Annotated in this window: 10 protein-coding genes; 1 reads left to right on the top strand and 9 read right to left on the bottom strand. The window is 66.3% G+C overall.

Going from position 1 to position 18860, the window contains the following annotated elements; all coding sequences use genetic code 11:
* Positions 1–144: 144 nt before the first annotated feature.
* The 7 genes from Q0A15_RS00050 to Q0A15_RS00020 form a co-directional block, all read right to left on the bottom strand.
* A complete protein-coding gene (locus tag Q0A15_RS00050; protein WP_291277491.1) occupies positions 145–4320 on the bottom strand; it encodes a carboxypeptidase regulatory-like domain-containing protein in 4176 nt (1391 codons plus the stop codon).
* A gap of 353 nt (positions 4321–4673) precedes the next feature.
* The gene (locus tag Q0A15_RS00045; protein WP_291277490.1) at positions 4674–5675 is read right to left on the bottom strand and encodes a putative zinc-binding metallopeptidase; all 1002 of its coding nucleotides are present in this window, start codon (positions 5673–5675) and stop codon (positions 4674–4676) included.
* Positions 5672–6571, bottom strand: a complete 900-nt coding sequence (locus Q0A15_RS00040) for a transglutaminase family protein (RefSeq protein ID WP_291277489.1) — start codon at positions 6569–6571, stop codon at positions 5672–5674. Before Q0A15_RS00040 ends, Q0A15_RS00045 begins: the two co-directional genes overlap by 4 nt.
* Before the next feature lie 8 nt (positions 6572–6579).
* Positions 6580–9189, bottom strand: a complete 2610-nt coding sequence (locus Q0A15_RS00035; RefSeq protein WP_291277488.1) for a circularly permuted type 2 ATP-grasp protein — start codon at positions 9187–9189, stop codon at positions 6580–6582.
* 3 nt (positions 9190–9192) lie between these two features.
* Entirely contained in the window at positions 9193–12582 is a 3390-nt protein-coding gene (locus Q0A15_RS00030; protein ID WP_291277487.1) for a DUF2126 domain-containing protein, read from the bottom strand.
* 97 nt (positions 12583–12679) lie between these two features.
* Complete coding sequence (locus Q0A15_RS00025) at positions 12680–14095, bottom strand: acyltransferase (protein WP_291277486.1); 1416 nt, start codon at positions 14093–14095, stop codon at positions 12680–12682.
* Between the two features lie 154 nt (positions 14096–14249).
* On the bottom strand, positions 14250–14570 hold the full coding sequence (locus tag Q0A15_RS00020; RefSeq protein ID WP_291277485.1) for a putative quinol monooxygenase: 321 nt from the start codon (positions 14568–14570) through the stop codon (positions 14250–14252).
* 30 nt (positions 14571–14600) lie between these two features.
* On the opposite strand from Q0A15_RS00020, the gene Q0A15_RS00015 reads away from it, so the two are divergent.
* Entirely contained in the window at positions 14601–15809 is a 1209-nt protein-coding gene (locus Q0A15_RS00015) for a multidrug effflux MFS transporter (protein ID WP_291277484.1), read from the top strand.
* Between the two features lie 170 nt (positions 15810–15979).
* On the opposite strand, the gene Q0A15_RS00010 is transcribed toward Q0A15_RS00015, so the two are convergent.
* Positions 15980–16798 carry a siderophore-interacting protein gene (locus tag Q0A15_RS00010; RefSeq protein ID WP_291277483.1) on the bottom strand — a complete coding sequence of 273 codons (819 nt, stop codon included), beginning with the start codon at positions 16796–16798 and terminating at the stop codon, positions 15980–15982.
* Between the two features lie 232 nt (positions 16799–17030).
* Positions 17031–18431, bottom strand: coding sequence for an LLM class flavin-dependent oxidoreductase (locus Q0A15_RS00005; RefSeq protein WP_291277482.1), 1401 nt, complete (start codon positions 18429–18431; stop codon positions 17031–17033).
* Positions 18432–18860 lie beyond the last annotated feature (429 nt).

The following is an 18860-nucleotide window of genomic DNA, read 5'->3' as shown; positions in this document are numbered from 1 at the left end:
GGGGCTCGGGGCGCGTGGGCTGGGGGCGCGGCCCCGGGTTCTGCCCCCACCGGGGGGGGGGGGGGCGGGTGTTTCTCCCCCCCCCCCCACGACCCTGCTCTTTCACGCCTGGGAACCGTCAAGCTCCCAGGACCGATCACTCACTCACTTCAGGCTCTTCAGCGTGAAGTTGTAGACGCTGGTCTGACCGGAGATGATCTGCGCCTTCTTGGTGGCCGGGATGTAGCCGTTGGCGGAAACCGTGAGGGTCAGCGGAGCGTTGGACTTCTGCATCCAGTACGCGTAACGCCCATCCTTGTCGGTCCGCAGCGTGACGTCGTACGAGATGCCGTCCAGATGCACCACGGCGTCCTCGAGCGGGCCGTCCTCACCCGAAACCACACCGGTGATCTTGCCCCAACCTGCGGGCGCCTTCACCGTCATCGCCACCGCGACCTCCGCAGCGGGGTACGGAGTCGTGGCGGACGGAGTCAGCGTCGCCGAGTAGATGCCGGGCTGGTCCACATCAGCGGTGATCTCCGTCGTGACCGTCACCGACTTGCCGGGTGCCAAGGTGAACTCAGAGGGCTGGACGTCCATCCAGTCCACTCCGCCACCGGCGGAGGAACCGACCACGTTCATCACCACGTGCATGTCCGGGAAGTCGATGTCCGCGGTGGGGGTCGGCTCCGGAATGTTGCAGGTCTCAGAGGCGATGTAGGACGGAGCCGTCTCCGCCTCAGCGTTGGAGCCTACGTAGAAGGTGGCACCGATCTCGTTGGTGATCTCCGCGACCAACGTCCCGCCCGCGGGCACGGTGCCCTCGACAGGGACCGACACCATGGTGGCTTCCTGAGCGGCCAGGTTCGTGGTCGTAGTACCGATCTTCTCCATGTTGGCGTAGGCGAGTTCCCCGTCCAACGTGTAGAGGTTCACGGTCACGTCCTGAGCCTGGGAGTTGGTCTCCACACCGAACTGCACCTCTGAGACGTCGAAGCTCGAGTCGATGTCGAAGTCCTTCAACGTGAAGGTCCTCAACACCTGCGTGGGGCCACCGTTACAAGCAGCGGAGTTCACCGGCACGATGGCCTGCGAGGAGGAATGCGTCAGGACGGTCTCCGCCGCCTTGACCTTGGGCGCCGTCGGCGTGACCGGCGACTTCGAGGTCCCGAATTCACCCTTGCCTGCCTGTTTCGCCGTGGACAGGGAACTCTTGGCGTCCTTGCCGTTGGCCTTGGAGCTCTGGGTGGTGGTGCCCTTGGACTTGGGTCCGGCCTTCTTGAGACCGTCCAGGACCGTGGCCTCACCGATCACACCCTGAATGGCGCCCTTGGTTCCATTACCGTCCAACACCTCGTAGCCGGAGCCGCCGGCAGACATGTTCACCTTGGCCGGCGCGGTGCCGGTGTTGGTCACCTTCACCTTGCGCTCCACCGACTTGCCTATGGCCAGAGAGGCCTTCAGCTCCTCCTTGTCCACCTCGAGCCGAGGGGCCTTGAGCTTGCCGTGCTTCGTGACGGCACCGCCGGCCTTGCTCAGATTGGCGCTACCGCTCACCGCCTCGTAGCCCTTTGACTCGATGGTGTAGGTGTACTTACCGAGCACCAGGGTCTGGAAGTACTTCCCGTCGTCACCGGTGGTGGCCACGGTCTCCTTGCCGTCGGCGTCCACGATGGTGACGGTGGCGCCCTTGATCACCTTGTTGGTGTTCGCGTCGGTGACCTTACCCTTCAGCTGGGCCGTGGGCGGGGCCACGAAGGTGACGGAGAGATCCTTGGCGGCGAACGCCGTGTTGAGGGAGTATTCGAATCCGATGCTCCCGGCGGAGTTCTCAAGACCCACGGTGGCGGAGGCGCCCTTGCCGGCGTCGGTGTCCGCGAGGTCACCATAGCCGTAGGTCACGGTGCCGTTTGCGAGCAGGGTCGCTGAGAAGTTCGCCCGGTCCGTGGCGGGCGAGCGTAGGCTCACATCCCGCCATTCGATGGTGAACGCTTCCTGTCCGTCGATTTCGGTGGCCTTGGTGTAGACCTGGGAGTCGTCATCCATCCGCAGGTCGTCCCAGAACGGATACAGCCCCGCGTTCGGTGCGGTGGTGCTCGGCAACGGGCCGTTCTGGTACACGGTCGAGGTGGCGCCGAAGGTCAGGAAGCCGTTGGTGGTGACGTAGGCATCCTTGAACTTCTCACCGTAGAGCGGGAACTCGAAGGGCAGCGTGACCTTCGCGGCGGCGTCGTCGCCGGTCAGCGTCACCTCGGTGTCACCCTGGAGGTACTCACCGGTTCCTTCTGAGCAGGTGTAGCCCCATTCATCCGTGACGAGGCCCAGGCTCAATGCGACGGTCTCGTCGCCGTCCACTGTGACGTCCTGCTTGGCGTCGCCGTAGCAGCGGCCCGCAGAGGCGGCCACTGCGTAGTCACCCTCCGGAACGTCGGCGAAGCTGAACGCGCCGTCGGCGTCGGTGGTGACCGGGTCCACCTGCGCGTGGATGGAGACCTCGGCTCCCGCGACGGGCTTCTCGGCATCGTCCTTGACCGTACCGGAAACCGTGTGGGTCGCTGCGGGGGAGAGTTCGAAGTCGGCCGTGACCGACTCCTCCGCCGCTACGGTGACCGTCTGAGTGCTGGAGGCATAGCCGAAGGCGGAGGCGGTGACCGTGGTCTCCCCGCCCGGAACCTTCACCGAGTACTGACCGTCCGTGTCGGTGGTGACGGTGCGGGAGAAGTCGCCGTTGACGATGGTGACATCGGCGCCGGAGACGGCCTCGCCGTCAGCATTCGCGACGGTGCCTTCAACGGTTCCGGACTCCTGGCCGGGGGCTGCATCCAGCATGGCCATGACGTCCAGCTTGCCCTCGCCGAAGACATTGTTGTTCTCGACGGTGCCGCCGCAGGAGGTGTCATCGGTGTCGATGGCGGTCTGGTTCAGGATCTCCTTGGTGCCCTCGATGTCGCCCACCAGAGACGGTGAGGCACTCCAGAGCAGAGCAACAGCGCCGGAGACGTGCGGAGCCGCCATGGACGTGCCGGACAGGTTCCCGTACTGGCTGCCCACAACGGCTGAGCGGATGTTGGAGCCAGGAGCCGCAATGTTCGGCTTGATCTCGCCGTCCTCACCGGTACCACGTGAGGAGAGCGTCGAGATGGTCCCGTTGGACTGGTAGTTGCCCACCGAGTAGTTCGCGGTGTTGGCGCCGGGCGAGGACGTGGTCTGACACTGTGGCCCCGCGTTACCCGCGGACCACACGCCGAACATGCCCGAGGCGGCCCAGCCGTCGGTGATGTCCTTGTACCAGTCATCGATGCTGCCTGCAGCACTGGAGCCCCAGGAGTTGTTGATGATCTGGGGTCGCTTGGACGCATCCGGGTTCTCACCCTGTGCGTCGGTGGGCGCCATCATCCACTCGCCGGCGGACAGCAGCGCCGCATCGGCGCAGGTGTCGCAGCCGTTGGCCTCGATCCACTTGGCGCCGGGTGCCATACCGATCTGGTTCTCTCCACCGTCGGTTCCCACCATGGTGCCCATGGTGTGAGTGCCGTGACTGACGTTGTCCGCGGAATCGCACGGCGCCCCGTCGCAACGGCCCGTCGTATCGAGCCAGTTGTAGTCGTTGGTGAACGTGCCGTCGCCGTTGTTGCCTCGGTACTGGTTCACGAGGGCAGGGTGATCGTACTGGGTCCCGCTGTCCACGCTGGCGACGGTGATGCCCTCACCCGTGATACCCGCGGCCCAGGCCTCCGGCGCACCGGTCTCCTCGATGCCCCATTCCACCGCGTTCTTGCCGTTCACGGACTTGGTGTTCTTCTCCACCACCGGGTCCGGCTTGTCCACGACCACGGACTCGTGGATCTCGGCGACATTGGAGTCCGTGGCCAGAGCGGTGGCCTGCTTCATGGTTCCACCCTTGACCAGCACCCGGTTGGAGAGCCAGTAGCTGGTGTAGTCGGCGCCCGCCTTGTCCAGCGAGGCCACGGTGGACTTCTGGGAGGCGGTGGCCGTGGCCTTCAGCTCCTTGACGACGTAGTCGCCGCGTTCGTCCCAGTTCTTGATGCTCTTGGCCTTGGACAGATCGGCCTTGGGCTTCATCTTCACCCAGTAGTCGGCCGTCTTGTTCTTGGTCAGTTGGGCCTTGGCCTTGTCGGTGAACTTCTCTTGGGCGTCCGCCTTGCTGACCTTGCCCGCGGTGACCTGCGAGGCCGCTGACAGCTGGGAGCTGGGGGCACCCGGCTGCACCGCCGTTGCGGGAGCCACCCCCCAGGCTGTGGTGACAAGAACGGCGCCGGCCGCTGCAGCAGCCAGCACCTTCCTCCTGAACTTGCTTGGTTGCTTGTGTGGACCGTTCACGTTTTCCTCCTGCGGGAGCTGCCCCAGGCAGCGGCACCTGCTGGTGCCACGAAGTGGAGTGAGCACCGGTGATGACGCTCACAGTCCAGTTCATTCGTGAAACGAGTGTTGAACAAGGTCGGAACCCGGTCAGTTCGGGGTGCGAACCCGGGCACTACGCAGGTGGGCTCTCAGCGAGGCCGAGCCCACCGTAGCTTCTGCAGGTCTCTACCGCAGGGACATCTTGAGCCAATGAAGGGAGTTCTGCTTCCACCGCAGGGAGAAACTCCGGTGCAGGGAGAACTTGGCAAGATCTCCCTACAGTGGAGCTTCTCCCGGCACCACGTCAGAACCCCATGCAGCAGCGCAGCCGGTCACGGGCGCAGGGAGGCCACGAAGTCCAGCTTCGTGAGCACCTCGTCGCCGATCACGAACGGGTAGAGGTCGTCCTGACCCATGGAGCGGTTCATGAGGTTCAGCGCCGTGGACAGGGGCACCCAAACCGCGGTGACCAGATCCCGGAAGCGCTGCCTGCCCACCAGATCCGCCGCGGGAACCAGGCCATAGGATGCCGCGGTCTCGACAGCATCGCAGATGTGCAGGTAATGCGCCCAGGTCTCGGCGAAGTCCTCGTACGGGTGCATGGTTGCGTAGGAGGAGATGTAGGAGTTCTCCCAACCCTGCGGCGGGCCATCGGTGTAATGCCGGTCGATGGTCTCCTGATAATCCACTCGCTCGTCCCCGAAAAGCTCACGCGCGCGCTCGAGCCGCGCACCGCCGTCGGGCACATCCGGACGCTCCATCAACTGCCACTCGAAGTAGTGGCCCACCTCGTGACGGAAGTGGCCGAGCATGGTCCGGTAGGGTTCGTCGAGCTGTTCGCGGACGTACTCACGGTGCGAGTCCTCGCTCTCCGCGAGGTCGATGGTGATAACGCCCTCGGCATGGCCGATGGTGACCTGTTCCCCCACCGAGGAGAGCAGGTCGAAGCACAGCCCGTTGACCGGATCCTCCGCCTTGGTGACCACGGGAAAGCCGAGCGCGTCGAGTTCGGCGAGCAGATGCCGCTTGGCGCGTTCGGCCACCTCATAGTTCGACAGCCCCTCCAGATCCTCATCGGCCGGGCGCGTCCGGGTCAGGTCACAGGCCCAGCACTGTCCACCCTCCAGACGGGCCAACCACGTGCAGCCGGAGAGGAACAGGTTGGAGCAGACGTGCCACACGAGCCCATCCGTATCCACGTAGCTACCGTCCGCGTTCAACGGCACGATCTCGTGTTCCTGAGCCGAGTAGCCCAAGGAGACACCGCACTCCACACACACCGAGTTCTCGAAGTACAGGGCGTTACCGCACTGCCTGCAGCTGTAGGCCTTCATGCGTTCTCCTCAACAGGCTCGCCCGAGACGGGGTCCAACGGTCCCACGTCCACGGAGACGTCCAAGGTGGACTTCTTGGCTTCTGTGGTGATGATGCCACGGACGGGTGCCACGTCGTCGTAGTCCCGCCCCCAGGCCACGGTCACGTAGCGGTCGTTGACCCACTGATCGTTGGTGGGATCGATCGCCAACCATTCTCCGCTGCCGGGAACCCACACGGCCAGCCAGGCGTGGGAGGCGTCGGCACCGAAGACGTGTTTCTGGCCCGGTGCCGGTGTCGTGGCAAGGTACCCGCTCACGTACCGGGCCGCGAGACCCTGCGAACGGAGGCAGGACAGGGCAAGGTGGGCAAAGTCCTGGCACACACCGGCGCGCTTGCCCAGAACGTCTCCCACCGTGGACGTCACACTGGTGGCCGCACCGTCGTACTCGAAATCCGTGAAGATGCGGTGCATGATCTCTGTGGCGACCTCCCCGAGCGCCCGCCCCGGCGTGAAGGAGGAGACGGCATAGGCCTCCACGTCGGGAAGGTGCTGCACCCGAGGGGACTCCAGAACGAACTCTGCCGCCTCCCAGGCGCCGGGCAGCTCCGGGTGTTCCAACGGGCGCGCATCCTCCCAGGCCACGGCGAGCGCCTCCTGGCTGTACGCCGGCGTGGTCACGATGACATCGGCGTCGGAGACCACCTTGAGGTCGTCGTGATCGTCGGTCAGGTGGAAGTAGGTGACCTGGTTCCCGTAGTGGTCCACGCTGGGGTCCACGTCCAGGGGTTTCGGACTGATCTCCACGGTGGAGGTGATGACCTGCTGCCAGGGCAGGCGGCGTGGTCCGAGGTGGACCACTCCCAACGAATCCTGCACCACGTCGCTGTAGCCGTAGTCGGTGCTGTGCCACACCCGGTACCTCATGCGGTGACCCCGCCCGTGGGGGTTCGGGTGGCCCCGGAGCCCAGCAGCGCGTTGAAGGAGAGCGGCGCCGGCCCGATCTCGAAGTACTGCGTCTCGATGGCCACCCCCAAGGCGTTCAGGGAGGCGGTTCCGTCCTTGGTGAAAGCCGCCACGCTCTGACCTCGTTCGGTGTGGACCCCGCCGACCACGTCGTGCTCCAGCGGTTCCAGGGCCCTCAGCATGTCATCGACAAGGCGTTCCGGACGCGTGGATCCCGTGGAGGTGGGCATGGCGGCAAGGCTCTCCTGGGCCCGCACCAGGGAGGCGGCGATGGAGCGCGGATTGGCCCTGTCGATCACCAGCAGGTCCAGTGCGTCGGAGATCCGGATGCTGCCGCGATAGCGGCGGCGGTAGGTGACCACCGACTCCGCTGCGGTGAGGATGCCCTCCAGCGCGCGGCGGTCGTCGCGCGTGAGCACGACGTCGGAGACACTTCCCGAGACCCCCACGGTGGAGGAGGCGGACGCGAGCAGCCGGCTGACCTGCTGCGCACGCTCGAGCGCCTGTCCGGTTTGCAGCATGTGCCAGCCATCGTCGCGCATCATGTTGGTGACGATGCCCTGGAAGGCCAGCAACGCTGTGAGCATCCGGCCCGCGCTCTCGCCGATCAGTCGCTCGTGACCGTATGCGCGCAGCGCTCGGGCGGCACGGTCCACGGTGGCGAACACGCGCCAGGTGTCCAGGGAGAGCTGATCCCTGACGCCCTCGAGTGCGCCGCGCATCATGGCCAGCGAATGAGCCACGGAACCCACCCGGTCTGCGTCAAGCAGCAAGGCCCTGAACTCCTGGTCCGGATCCGACCAGACGCCACCGGCCAGGGACCGGATGGCGTGGAGCAGCATCCGGGGGCCTTCTCCGGCCACGGCCACACCGGCCCGCAGGTCCGTGGTTCCGAGCTGCTCCTGGGTGGCAAGCACCAGCCGCAGCAAGGCTTCGGCACGCTCCGCGTACCGGCCCACCCAGAACATGTCCTCCAGTGCGCGCGGGGAGAATTCCTGGTCGGTGCGGGCCGCGGAGCCCCGCGTGATGTCTGCAATCCCGTGGTCCGGTTCGTCCGGCGAGGATTTCAGCACCCAGACATCCTTGGTCACCGGTGCGGCGTCCGGATTGGCTCGCACTGTCGCGAGCCCCCCGGACAGCGGACGGTACGCGTTGCCCTGCCGCACCGTGAACGCACGGAGGATGAGCCCGCGCGCGGAGGGCCGCCCATCTTCCCAGACCGGTGCCTGGGACAACGGCAAGAGTTCCTGCCCGACGAAGCGGTAGGGCGCCGCGGCGATCCTCGCCAAGATCTCCTCCCGAGGGCGCTCTGCGAGCGCCTTGCGGGATTCGTCGACGCTGCGGACCAGCAGTGTCTCGTCGCCCGCCATGATCCGAGACTCGACCTCGCGCCTGGATTGCGGGTCGCCGCACCAGAGGGTGGGGACCTGGTCAAGCCTGAGTTGTTCACCCAGCAGGTGTTCGCAGACGGCAGGCAGGTAGGGAAGCAGTGCAGGGTTCTCCAAGACACCCGACCCCAGGCCGTTGGCCACACGTACCGTGCCACGGCGCACGCATTCGGTCAGGCCGGCCACACCCAGCTGGGAGTCGCCGCGCAGTTCCAGCGGATCACAGAAATCCGCGTCCACGCGGCGCAGGATCACGTCCACCTTGTACTTCGGCTCGCGATCCGGCCAACCGGACGGCCTGATCCAGACAGCACCCTCGTGGACCACCAGGTCGTTGCCCTGCACCATCGGGAAGCCCAAGGCGGAGGCCAGATAGGCCTGATCGAACGCGGTTTCAGAACGCGGTCCGGGCGTCAGCACCACGATCCGGGGATACGTCACGCCTTCCGGCGCGGATTCCACGAGTCCCGAGCGCAGCGCGGAGAGATACGGCCCCATCCGGTGCACGGGGTTCTGGTGGTGCAGCTGCGGCAGCACCTGGGAGATCACGCGACGGTTCTCAGCCGCGAATCCGAGCCCTGAGGGTGCCTGCACACGGTCGGCCAGAACCCGCCATTGCCCGTCGGCGTCGCGGCCCAGATCCGTGCCCGTGAGTACCAGAGGCGACATCTCCTTGGACCCCGGCTGAGACAAGGGCCGTAGGAACCCCGCATGTCCGTAGACGGCCGCGGAGGGCAGCACTCCGGAGCGCAGCACCGACCGCTCCCCGTACAGGTCCGTCAGCAGTGCGTCCAGCAATTCGGCGCGCTGGGCCAGCCCGACCTCGAGCCTGTCCCAGGTCGGCCGATCAACGACGAGCGGTACCGGGTCCAGCTGCCACGGCTGGGCCCCGGTGTCGCTGCGAACGTAGGTGACACCGTCGTCGGCCAAGAAGCGACCGATCTCCGCTTCCATCCGCGTGAGGTCCTCGGGACTCAGACCGAGCGCGGTCTCCGCCAGCGGGCGCCAGGCCTCACGCAGATTCCCGTCCGGTGCGACGACCTCGTCGAAGCGCACGCCGACACCGGCCCGGGCATCAGCGGATCCGGAACCGTCCACGCCCTCCACCCCGAAGGGCAACCAGGGCTGCGACGGTGACGCCTTGGTCACGGTCGCGGCATAATCACGCAGCACGCTCACGGCCTAAGGGGTCCTCCTGAGATCAAGGGTGTGCGGGTAGTCCGAGGTGACACCCCGACGGCCTGCGGCCCGTGCTGCCGCCACGTCGAAGGTTCCGGGCGTGTGCCCACGAGGCTCGAATCTACCCGAACGGCGAGCCTCCGCCTCGTTCGCGTTGATCGGCGGATGCTCATATGCCCGCCCGCCCGGGTGCACCACATGGTAGGTGGCACCACCCAGTGAGGCGGAGGCGTCCAGGTCCACCACCTCGAAGGTCAGCGGCGAATGGATGCCGATGGTTGGATGCAGCGCGGACCACGGCTGCCATGCCCGATAGCGAACGCCCGCGTAGTACTCGCCCAACCGGCCGGTGGGCGCCAGCGGTACCTCCACCCCATTGCAGGTCACCATCTGCCGCTGCGGATCCAGCCCCTTGACCTTGACCTGGATCCTCTCCAGGGAGGAATCCACGTACCGGGCGGTTCCCGACCCGGTGGCCTCCTCCCCCAGCACGTTCCACGGCTCGATGGCCTGGCGCAGTTCCAGCTCAACGGCCGCGGCGGAGGCGGCCGAACCGAAACCGGTCCACCCTCCCTCGCCCGGCACGTCCGCCGGTTGTTCCGCGGCGGGCTGCGTGGTGCCGGTCCCAGGCAGGGGTTCCGCCACGATCTTCACCGGGATGCGGGTGATCCCGATGCGCGGGAAGCGGAACTCCACGAAGGAATCCAGCCAGGTCTCCTCGAAGGCGATGCCATGAGCGCGCAGGTCGTCGACGATCTCGTGGGCGTCCCTCACCGCGCCCTGTGGCAACAAGGCGTCGTCATGCAGCGACGTTCCCCAACGGACCAGGGGCGCGGAGAGCGGGCGCTCCCAGAACATGGCCACCAAGGAACGCACCAGCAGGGCCTGCACCAGGGACAGTTCCGGGTGCGGAGGCATCTCGAAGCCGCGCAACTCCAGCAGCCCCAGCCGGCCGCGACTGGAGTCGGGGCTGTAGAGCTTGTCGATGCAGAACTCGGCGCGGTGCGTGTTGCCGGTCAGGTCGGTGAGCAGGTGGCGGAAAGCACGATCCACGAGCCAGGGCCGCGGCTCGTTCTCGCCCGAGGTCATCCGTGCCACCTCCTGCAGCGCGATCTCCATCTCGTACACGGCCTCCGGGCGGCCCTCGTCGAAGCGGGGCGCCTGAGAGGTAGGACCGATGAAGCGGCCGGAGAAGAGGTAGGACAACGACGGGTGCCGCTGCCAGTACGTGATCAGTGAGCTCAGCAGATCCGGTCGACGCAACAGGGGCGAATCGGAGGGTTGCACGCCGCCCAAGGTGATGTGGTTGCCGCCGCCGGTTCCGGTGTGGGTGCCGTCCACGTCGAACTTCTCCGTGGACAGCCGCGCCTGCCGGGCGTGTTCGTACAGCGAGAACGTGAGGTCGCGCTGGTCCGCCCAGGAGGACGTGGGCTGCACGTTCACCTCGATGACGCCGGGGTCCGGGGTCACGATCAACTGGGTCAGGCGGGAGTCGGCCGGCGGCCCGTAGCCCTCGAGCACCACCTGCGTACCGGTGTCCGAAGCTGCCCGCTCGATCACATGCAGCAGGTTGGCATAGGCCTCCAACTCCTCGGTGGGAGGAAGGAAGACGTGCACGTGGCCCTCGCGCGTCTCGAAGGCCAACGCCGTGGTGGCCGCACCCTCGGGATCCACCAGCTTCACCCGCGGAACCTCAGCGACCAGCGGTGGCCCGGCTTCGAAGATGTCCGTCTCCCCCTGGAACTCGGGGTCGGTCCAGGAGATGGAACTCAGCGGCAGCCGCAACCCGACGGCGGACGTACCCGGCGTCAGGACCAGGCGGCCCCGGCGGAAACTCCAGACCGGTGACGTCCATTCGTCCACCGTGGTGATCGGGACCACCCAGCCGGTAGGGACCGTGATATCGCGGTCAAGGGCTGCGATGGCCTCCTCGATACTCTGCTCATCCGTCTCCGGTTCGTTCAGCGGATCCGGCGCCGGACGCTCTCCGGAGGGCCGCAGGGCATCGGCAGCACGCTGCGCAAGCGGATCCTCGTAGGCAGGGATCACCTGGGACCCGGGCAGGCCGAGCAGTTGTCCCACCCGCGAGGCCAGGTTCTGCGCATTCCGCGCGGCATAGGGCGTGCGGCGTTCCTTCCAGGGGTCGTCGAAGAGCCGGGCGTCCCTCCACAGCGGAACCCCGTCGGTGCGCCACTGCAGGGCGATGTTCCAGCGCGGCAGCGGCTCCCCGGGGTACCACTTGCCCTGTCCGCGGTGCACCGCGCCTCCACGGGCGTAGATCGCCTGCAGCCGAGACGCCAGGTCATCCGCCAGCTCGCGTTTCTCCGCCCCGTCCGCATCCGTATTCCACTGAGCGCTGCGGGCGTCGTCCAGTGCCACGAAGGTGGGTTCACCGCCCATGGTCAGGCGAACGTCGCCCTCCACGAGCCGCTGGTCCACGGCCTGTCCCAGGGCGTCGATCCGGGCCCACTGCGCTTCGGTGAACGGCTTTGTGGTGCGGGGATCCTCGTGTATCCGGCGCACCTCGTTGCGGAAACTGAACTCCACCTCGACCGGTTCCGTGGCTCCGGTGATCGGCGCGGCCGAGGACGGATGCGGGGTCGCGGAGAGCGGGATGTGCCCCTCTCCCGCGAACAGGGCGCTGGTGGCGTCCAGCCCGATCCAGCCCGCACCAGGGATGAAGACCTCGGCCCAGGCGTGCAGGTCCGTGAAGTCGGCCTCGGGGCCACTGGGACCGTCCAGGGACAACTGGTCGGAGGTCAGCTGCACCAAGTAGCCGGACACGAAACGAGCCGCGAGCCCGTACTGCCTCAACAACGCCACCAGCAGCCAGGCGCTGTCGCGGCAGGAACCGATCCCGCGTTCAAGAGTCTGGTCAGGGGCCTGAACGCCCGGTTCCATGCGCACCGTGTAGTCCACGGCGTCATGCACGGCCTGATTCAGGCCGGCCAGGAAGGTGACCGTGGGTTCCCCGGCCTCGGGAAGTGGAGGCAGTGTCTGGCGCCACGCCTCAGCGGCCTCGGCGTCCTCTGCCGGGCGCAGATAGGGCGCCAGATCCGCCGCCAGGTCCGGGGAGTAGGTGAAGGGAAACTTCTCCGCGTACTCCTCGATGAAGAAATCCAGCGGGTTGATGACCATCATGTCCGCCACCAGACCCACCGTGATCTCCAGGTGGTCAACCTTCTCCGGAAACACGATCCTCGCCAGCCAGTTCCCGAACGGGTCCTGCTGCCAGTTGACGAAATGCTCCCGCGGGGACACCTGCAACGAGTAGGCCTCGATGGGCGTCCGCGTGTGCGGTGCGGGCCGCAGCCTCACCACGTGCGGGGTGACCGCTACAGGCCGCGCGAAGTCGTACCGGGTGGAATGCTCCAGGGCCACTTTGATCGACATGGGTCAAGTGTGCCGCGTCACAGTCACAACGACATAACGAGGGTGTTTCCGACGACCGTCCCTCGCGGACTTCCGTGCCCGACGGCGGGTGCCCGGCTCACGCCGTAGGCGTCACCTTCTGTGCCGTCGCCGGCGTCGCTTCCGCGACGACCGCGACCTCCGCGGTGTGCGCGGCACCGTCACGAGACTCGAGCACCGGAGTGGGGCTCGGGGCCGTCACGGGCGAACCCTGGACTGACGAACCCTGCACGGTCAGACCAAGGTGACGCATCAGGAGACGCGAACGGCGGGCCGTCACGACATCCGACAAGGCGTCCAGTCCGTGTTCCACCCACCCTGTGAGGCGGGACCCGAGAGGCTGTTCAACGAACTTGTTGACCAACCACGCGGCCCCGAGGAGCGCGGACAGGAGCAGGGTGAGCAACAGGCCTGCAGGCATCCAGGGGGCCAGGCTCTCGATCGCGAAGCGACCCAGAATGCCATGAAGCAGGTAGACGGGGAAGGTCAGCGCGCCGGCCGTGGTCAGCCAGGACCAGCGGACTCGGCTGAGTGCCGGAGTCATGACGATGGCGAGGACCATGGCGAAGAAGACCAGCACGGCCACCGCGTAGACGAACGCGGGGACGTCCACATCCGTCACCGATGACGTCCGCACCGTCAGGTCCAGGGCGGTGGCCCATGATGCCTGGGCGATGGCGGCGGCGAGGACACCACCACGGACCCAGGTGAAACCGTGCTTGGCGATGACGTGGATCAACATGCCGCCGGCAAACAGGCCGGCGTAGGTCGGGAAGGCGAACCAGGAGACCCAGGACTGCAGCTCCGGGATGCCGTGCTCGTGGATGGTCCACGCGCTGAAGACGATCCAGCCGCCGCACAGCGCGGTCCAGCCCTCTGGACGGTCGAGCTTCATCCACCGCAGTACCCACCGGGCCACGACCAACATGATGTAGAAGCGGGCCTCGATCCACAGCGTCCAGTAGACCGTGTCAACCCACGAGAACCCTTGCCCGCTGAGTTCACCGAAGATCGGCGGACCGCCCAGGGTCATGTTCCAGAGGATGTCGGCCCATTCGAGGCTCTTGTAGTCGAAGAAGAACAACTGCAGCGGTCCCGCGATGAGGACGGACAGCCAGAAGGCCGGAGCGATCCTGCCGATCCTGGACCCGGCGAAACGCGCCGTAGAGCGGCCCTCCAGGGAGCGGAACACGACCAGCCCGGAGATGATGAAGAACAGCGGCACACCCAGATTGCCCAGCGCAGCGAACTTGTGCAGCAGCGGCCAGGCCTCGGCAGCGGGCTCGTCCCAATTGGTCTTGTGGCTGCCCACGTAGTGGTAGAGGACCACCAGCAGGGCCGCCACGAGACGGAGACCGTCCAGCAACGCCCAACGGGGGAGCTTCTTGGGGGCTTGCGGACCGGCGGCGGATGACGCCTGGGCCGCGACGTGAATACCGGACTCGGTGCCTGCAGCCGCTGCTGTACGCGTGCTGTTCACCGTTGTGCCAGCCATATCCGTCTCGACCTCCTGCATCCACGTTACGTATCTCGTTACGCGAACACAGAGGCCCGCGTCTTTCCATGGCAACGCGGACGAAACAAGAAATCAAGCCGATCGCACAGACCCTGACGAGATGCTGACGCGGGTCTCAGCGGGCTCTCAGGGGTCAGTCGATCTGCAACTCCCCCATGGGATCCCAGCCCTCACCCTCAATGGAGCGCGAAATGATGCGCGGGGTGTGTGCAAGCAGCGGCCGCATGCTCTCCAATCCGTCCTTGAAGTGCGGCGAACTCACGTGAGCGGCAGCAGCATCCTCGTCGAACCCCTCCACGAGCACGAACTCGTTCGGGTCCTCCACGGAACGAGACCATTCGAAGAACTTGTTGCCCGGCTCGGCTCGGGTGGCCCCCGTGAAGGCCGCAACAGAGTCCAGGAAGCTGTCAACAAACTCGGGTTTGACGCTGAACTTCACCACAATAAAGATCATGCACTCGACCCTAGTCCTCGGATCCCTGTCATGAACACACGGGAGCGGCGCGATCCGACCCGCGGTTGGGGATTCGTGTTGCTGGGTGGCTTCTCCGCCATCCCACCACTGTGCACGGACATCTACACCCCGTCTTTGCCGGACGTGGCTGCTGAGCTCACCGCACCCGCCTCCGGAGTGCAGCTGACATTGACGGCGTTCATGGTCGGCCTGGCGCTGGGTCAGCTGATCATCGGCACGGTCTCGGACGCCTTGGGGCGCCGCCGGTTGATGTTGGCGGGCGGTGCGGTGACCGTACTGGCCACGATCGGCTGCGCAGTTGCACCGGGGATCACCGTCTTGGTGATCTGCCGCATTCTGCAGGGACTCGCAGGGGCGGCCGGCGTGGTGCTGGCCCGTGCCATCATCGCCGACTGCACGTCCGGTCCTCGAACGGCCAAGCTGCTTGGCGTACTCCAGGTCGTGGTCGGCGTCGCCCCCGTGATCGCGCCGCTGATCGGAGCCTTGCTTGCTCAGGCCTTCGGCTGGCGCGGAGTGTTCTGGACCATCGCCGCGATCATGGCGCTACTGACCGCGATCGCTTCCTTCAGCCTGCCCGAGACCCTGCCGGCGCAGCGTCGGCGTCCGGTGGGATTCCGGGCGACGATGGGTTCCCTCGGCACGGTCCTGAGCCGACGAGGCTTCGTGGGCTATCTGCTGACGTTCATCACCGCGTTCGGAGCTTTCTTCTCCTACGTGTCGGCCGGATCTTTCGTGCTTCGGGTCCAGCACGGCTTCAGCACCATCGGATTCGGACTCTGGTACGCCTTCGGGGCCTTGTGCATGACGCTCTCCGCTCTGGCCGCCGCCCATTGGGCGGGCAAGGTCCCCCACGACCGCATGATCGCCTTCGGCGTGTTCGGCGTCTTCCTTGGATCCGTCGCCATCTTCGTTTCGACGCGGATCGATACACCGTTGTGGCTGCTGCTCCCTGGATGCGCGCTGCTCACCACGTCCATGGGTCAGATCATCGCCAATTGCACAGCTCAGGCGCTCTCCTACACCCGGGACCTCTCTGGGTCGGGGTCTGCCGTGCTGGGTGCCGGCCAGTTCTTCACGGCCGCGTTGGTGGCGCCGTTGGTTGGCTTGGGCGGCGACATGGATCCCCACCCGCTCGGGATCGCTGTGCTGATCTGCTCAACGGCGTCAGTGTGCGTCTACTGGTTGCTGGCCCGGCCCACTCCGGCCGCAGCCGAGTGAGCTTCCGCCAGATCCGCCGACGTCCGCAGTCACCATCAGCCCCGTCAGAGCCGTCGAACCCATCAGCCGAGCTGAGCTGAGCCGAGTACTTCGGATCGGGAACCTCAACGGGGGTTGAGTCAACCCCCGTTGAGGTTCCCGAACAGCAAGGTCCACTCGAGCGCGACCGGTCAGTCCTCGTCGACCTCGAGGGCGTGGTGATCCAGCGCGACCGTCCCGGCGCGCCAGTAGCCGTCGATGTGCTGAGCATGGCGAGGGTGTCCAGCAGTCTTCAGTGCGCGGCGGACATCCTTGAGCATGACCGCCTCACCGGCAGCGAAGACGAACACCGACTCCGGCGTTGCAGAGGCGTCCAGCGTGGAGCTCAACTCCGCGGCCAGGGCCGGACCGCGTTCAGGCCCCGACGGCAGCACCAGGTGGTGCGCGTCCACGTCGGCCAGTTCGGGAGCCGGGAACGGGTAGGCGTCCGCATCCTCTGCGACCGTGATGACGGTGACGGCGGCGTTGAGGCCGGGCTCATCGAGCCAGCGGCCGAGTGCAGGCAATGCCGTCTCGTCGCCGATCAGGATGTAATGGCGATATCCGGGCGGGTACACGTGGGAGCCACGGGGACCCATGACGCCGACCCGGTCGCCTTCTTTGGCGTTGATGAACCAGGATCCGGCCGGGCCGTGGTCGTGGAGCACGCCGTCGATCACCAGGGTCCCGGTGATCTGATCGACGGTGCGGATGGTGTAGGCGCGCGTGGAGCCGACGGTTTCTTCCCAGTTCGCGCGCTCGTTGACCACGGTCGGGATCACCACCTCCCCATCTTCTGTGGGGATCACGAGCTTGACGTGATCGCCCGCTGCCCAGGGTAGGAAGGGAATGGCACCCACACGGTCTCGTGGCTCACCGGTCAGGTGGACGCGGGCCATCTGCGGCCCGATACTCTCCACCTTGGACACGGTGAGGAGGCGGGCTCCGAGCAGGTGAGGGACTTGGTTCACGCCGAGACGAGCGTCGGCGACTGTGACAGGACGAGGCATATAAGACACACTAACGTGTCCGAACCTTGCTTCGTCGGATCATGTCGCCATCAGGTCTCACGGTGTCATACCTGGGACAGCACTTCTTCATCCGACCACAAACAAGGTCACGAACCACAACGACGGCGCCCAGTGGGTACTGGGCACCGTCGTTGTGCAGACCTGCAGACGCTGTGCGCGCGGGAAAGCAGGATCAGACCAGAGAGCCCTGCCCCACCCGGAAGCCGGCGCCCTTGTGCTGCTCCGGGAGGCGGTCGCCACGACCGAAGAGCTTCTGGCGCAGCGAACCCTCCTCGTAGGAAGTCGGGTAGGCTCCCTGGGCCTGCAGCTCAGGAACGATGTACTCCACGACGTCCTCGAAGGTGCCAGGAGTAATGGCGTAGGCAATGTTGAAGCCGTCCACGTCGGTGTCTCGGACCCACTCGACCAGCTGATCCGCAACCTGCTTGCCGGTGCCCACTGCCACGGGACCGAACCCACCCACACCGATCCACTCGGCCAGCTGCCGGATGGTCCAGGGGTTGCCCTCCTCGCCGGAGGCCTTCTGGAATGTCTCCACGGAGGACTGGATGGCGTTGGACTTCACGTCCTCACCGATCACGTCGTCCGGGCCGTACTGGCTCATGTCGATGCCGGTCCAACCGGACAGCAGCGCCAGTGCGCCGTTGATGTCTGCGTAGGAGCGGTAGTCCTCGAACTTGGCCTGAGCGGCCTCCTCGGTGTCCGCGACGATGGGCGTCAGCATGGAGTAGATCTTGATGTCGTGGCGGTCGCGGCCGGCGGCCTCGGCGGCGTCGCGGATCTTGCCCACCTGCTGCGCCAGAGTCTCCTTGGTCGGGGAGTTCACGAACACTGCCTCGGCGTTCTCGCCGGCGAACTTCAGGCCGCGCTTGGAGGCGCCGGCCTGGAAGAGCAGCGGGGTGCGCTGCGTGGACGGTTCGGTGATCGCGATACCGGGAACCTTGAACCAACGACCCTCGTGGCCGATCTCGTGGACCTTCTCCGGGTCGACGAACAGGCCGGACTCCTTGTCTGCCACGACGGCGTCGTCCTCCCACGAACCTTCCAGCAGCTTGTAGATGACCTCGAGGTACTCGTCGGCCATGTCGTAGCGCTCGTCGTGCTCCATCTGGTCATCGTTACCCATGTTGCGGGCGGCGGAGGGCAGGTAGCCGGTGACGATGTTCCAACCGACGCGACCCTCGGTGAGGTGATCCAGCGTGGCCAGCCGGCGGGCGAACGGGTACGGGTGCTCGTACGCCGTGCCTGCGGTGACCCCGAAGCCCAGGTTCTTGGTCACGGCGGCCATGGCGGAAACCAGCAGGAACGGGTCGTTCACCGGGACCTGAGCGCCGGCGCGCAGCGGGGTCTCGTTGGTGTCCGCGTACACGTCGTAGGTGCCGAGCACGTCGGCCAGGAAGAGGGAGTCGAACAGGCCCTTCTCCAAGACCTGTGCCAGGTGCGTCCAGTAACCGATCGTGTTGTAGTCGCGGGCATGGTCCTCGGGGTGACGCCACAGCCCGGGCGACTGGTGAACCACGCAGTTCATGTCGAAGGCATTGAGGCGGACGCGAGGGGTGGTGTTTTCTGACATGGCGTTCCTTACGCTCCATCGAATCCCGGCATTAGCACCGTCCCGGCAGGGGGTGGTTGCTGCGGCGTCGCTGAGTCGGGTCTCTCGTGCCGCTCTGAATGGGTACGTGTCCCATGGCATCACGAATTCGCTGGTTCACCACATCGGGATGTCATGTTCGCCACAACCTATGCCCGACGAATTGGGCTCGGCTCCCGCAGGCGACTCGCCCCGCCAAGGGCAGGCCGCGGCGCCAAGGCGCCGCAATGCGGTGATACCGAACGACACGATCGTCGTACATTATTCCGCCGAAGATTCTTCACTCAGAAGCCCGCCGGTCATTGTTACGCCGAAGATCCATGCAGATGAAGGCCGCTTGCGCCGAACGGGTGACTCTGCCACACACTGGAAGACGGCCCCTCCCCGCACCGCCCGTGCCCACCCGGACCG

It is taken from the genome of Galactobacter sp. (genome assembly GCF_022712295.1).
Taxonomy (GTDB): Bacteria; Actinomycetota; Actinomycetes; order Actinomycetales; family Micrococcaceae; genus Galactobacter.
The sequence above is the reverse complement of the archived record's forward strand: the minus strand, read 5'-3'. Positions and strand labels throughout refer to the sequence as shown.

Excerpts from the sequence above, each read along its gene's own strand:
- Q0A15_RS00045 (WP_291277490.1), bottom strand. The coding sequence starts at position 5,675 with ATGAAGGCCTACAGCTGCAGGCAGTGCGGTAACGCCCTGTACTTCGAG.
- Q0A15_RS00030 (WP_291277487.1), bottom strand. The coding sequence starts at position 12,582 with ATGTCGATCAAAGTGGCCCTGGAGCATTCCACCCGGTACGACTTCGCG.
- Q0A15_RS00025 (WP_291277486.1), bottom strand. The coding sequence starts at position 14,095 with ATGGCTGGCACAACGGTGAACAGCACGCGTACAGCAGCGGCTGCAGGC.
- Q0A15_RS00020 (WP_291277485.1), bottom strand. The coding sequence starts at position 14,570 with ATGATCTTTATTGTGGTGAAGTTCAGCGTCAAACCCGAGTTTGTTGAC.
- Q0A15_RS00015 (WP_291277484.1), top strand. The coding sequence starts at position 14,601 with ATGAACACACGGGAGCGGCGCGATCCGACCCGCGGTTGGGGATTCGTG.
- Q0A15_RS00005 (WP_291277482.1), bottom strand. The coding sequence starts at position 18,431 with ATGTCAGAAAACACCACCCCTCGCGTCCGCCTCAATGCCTTCGACATG.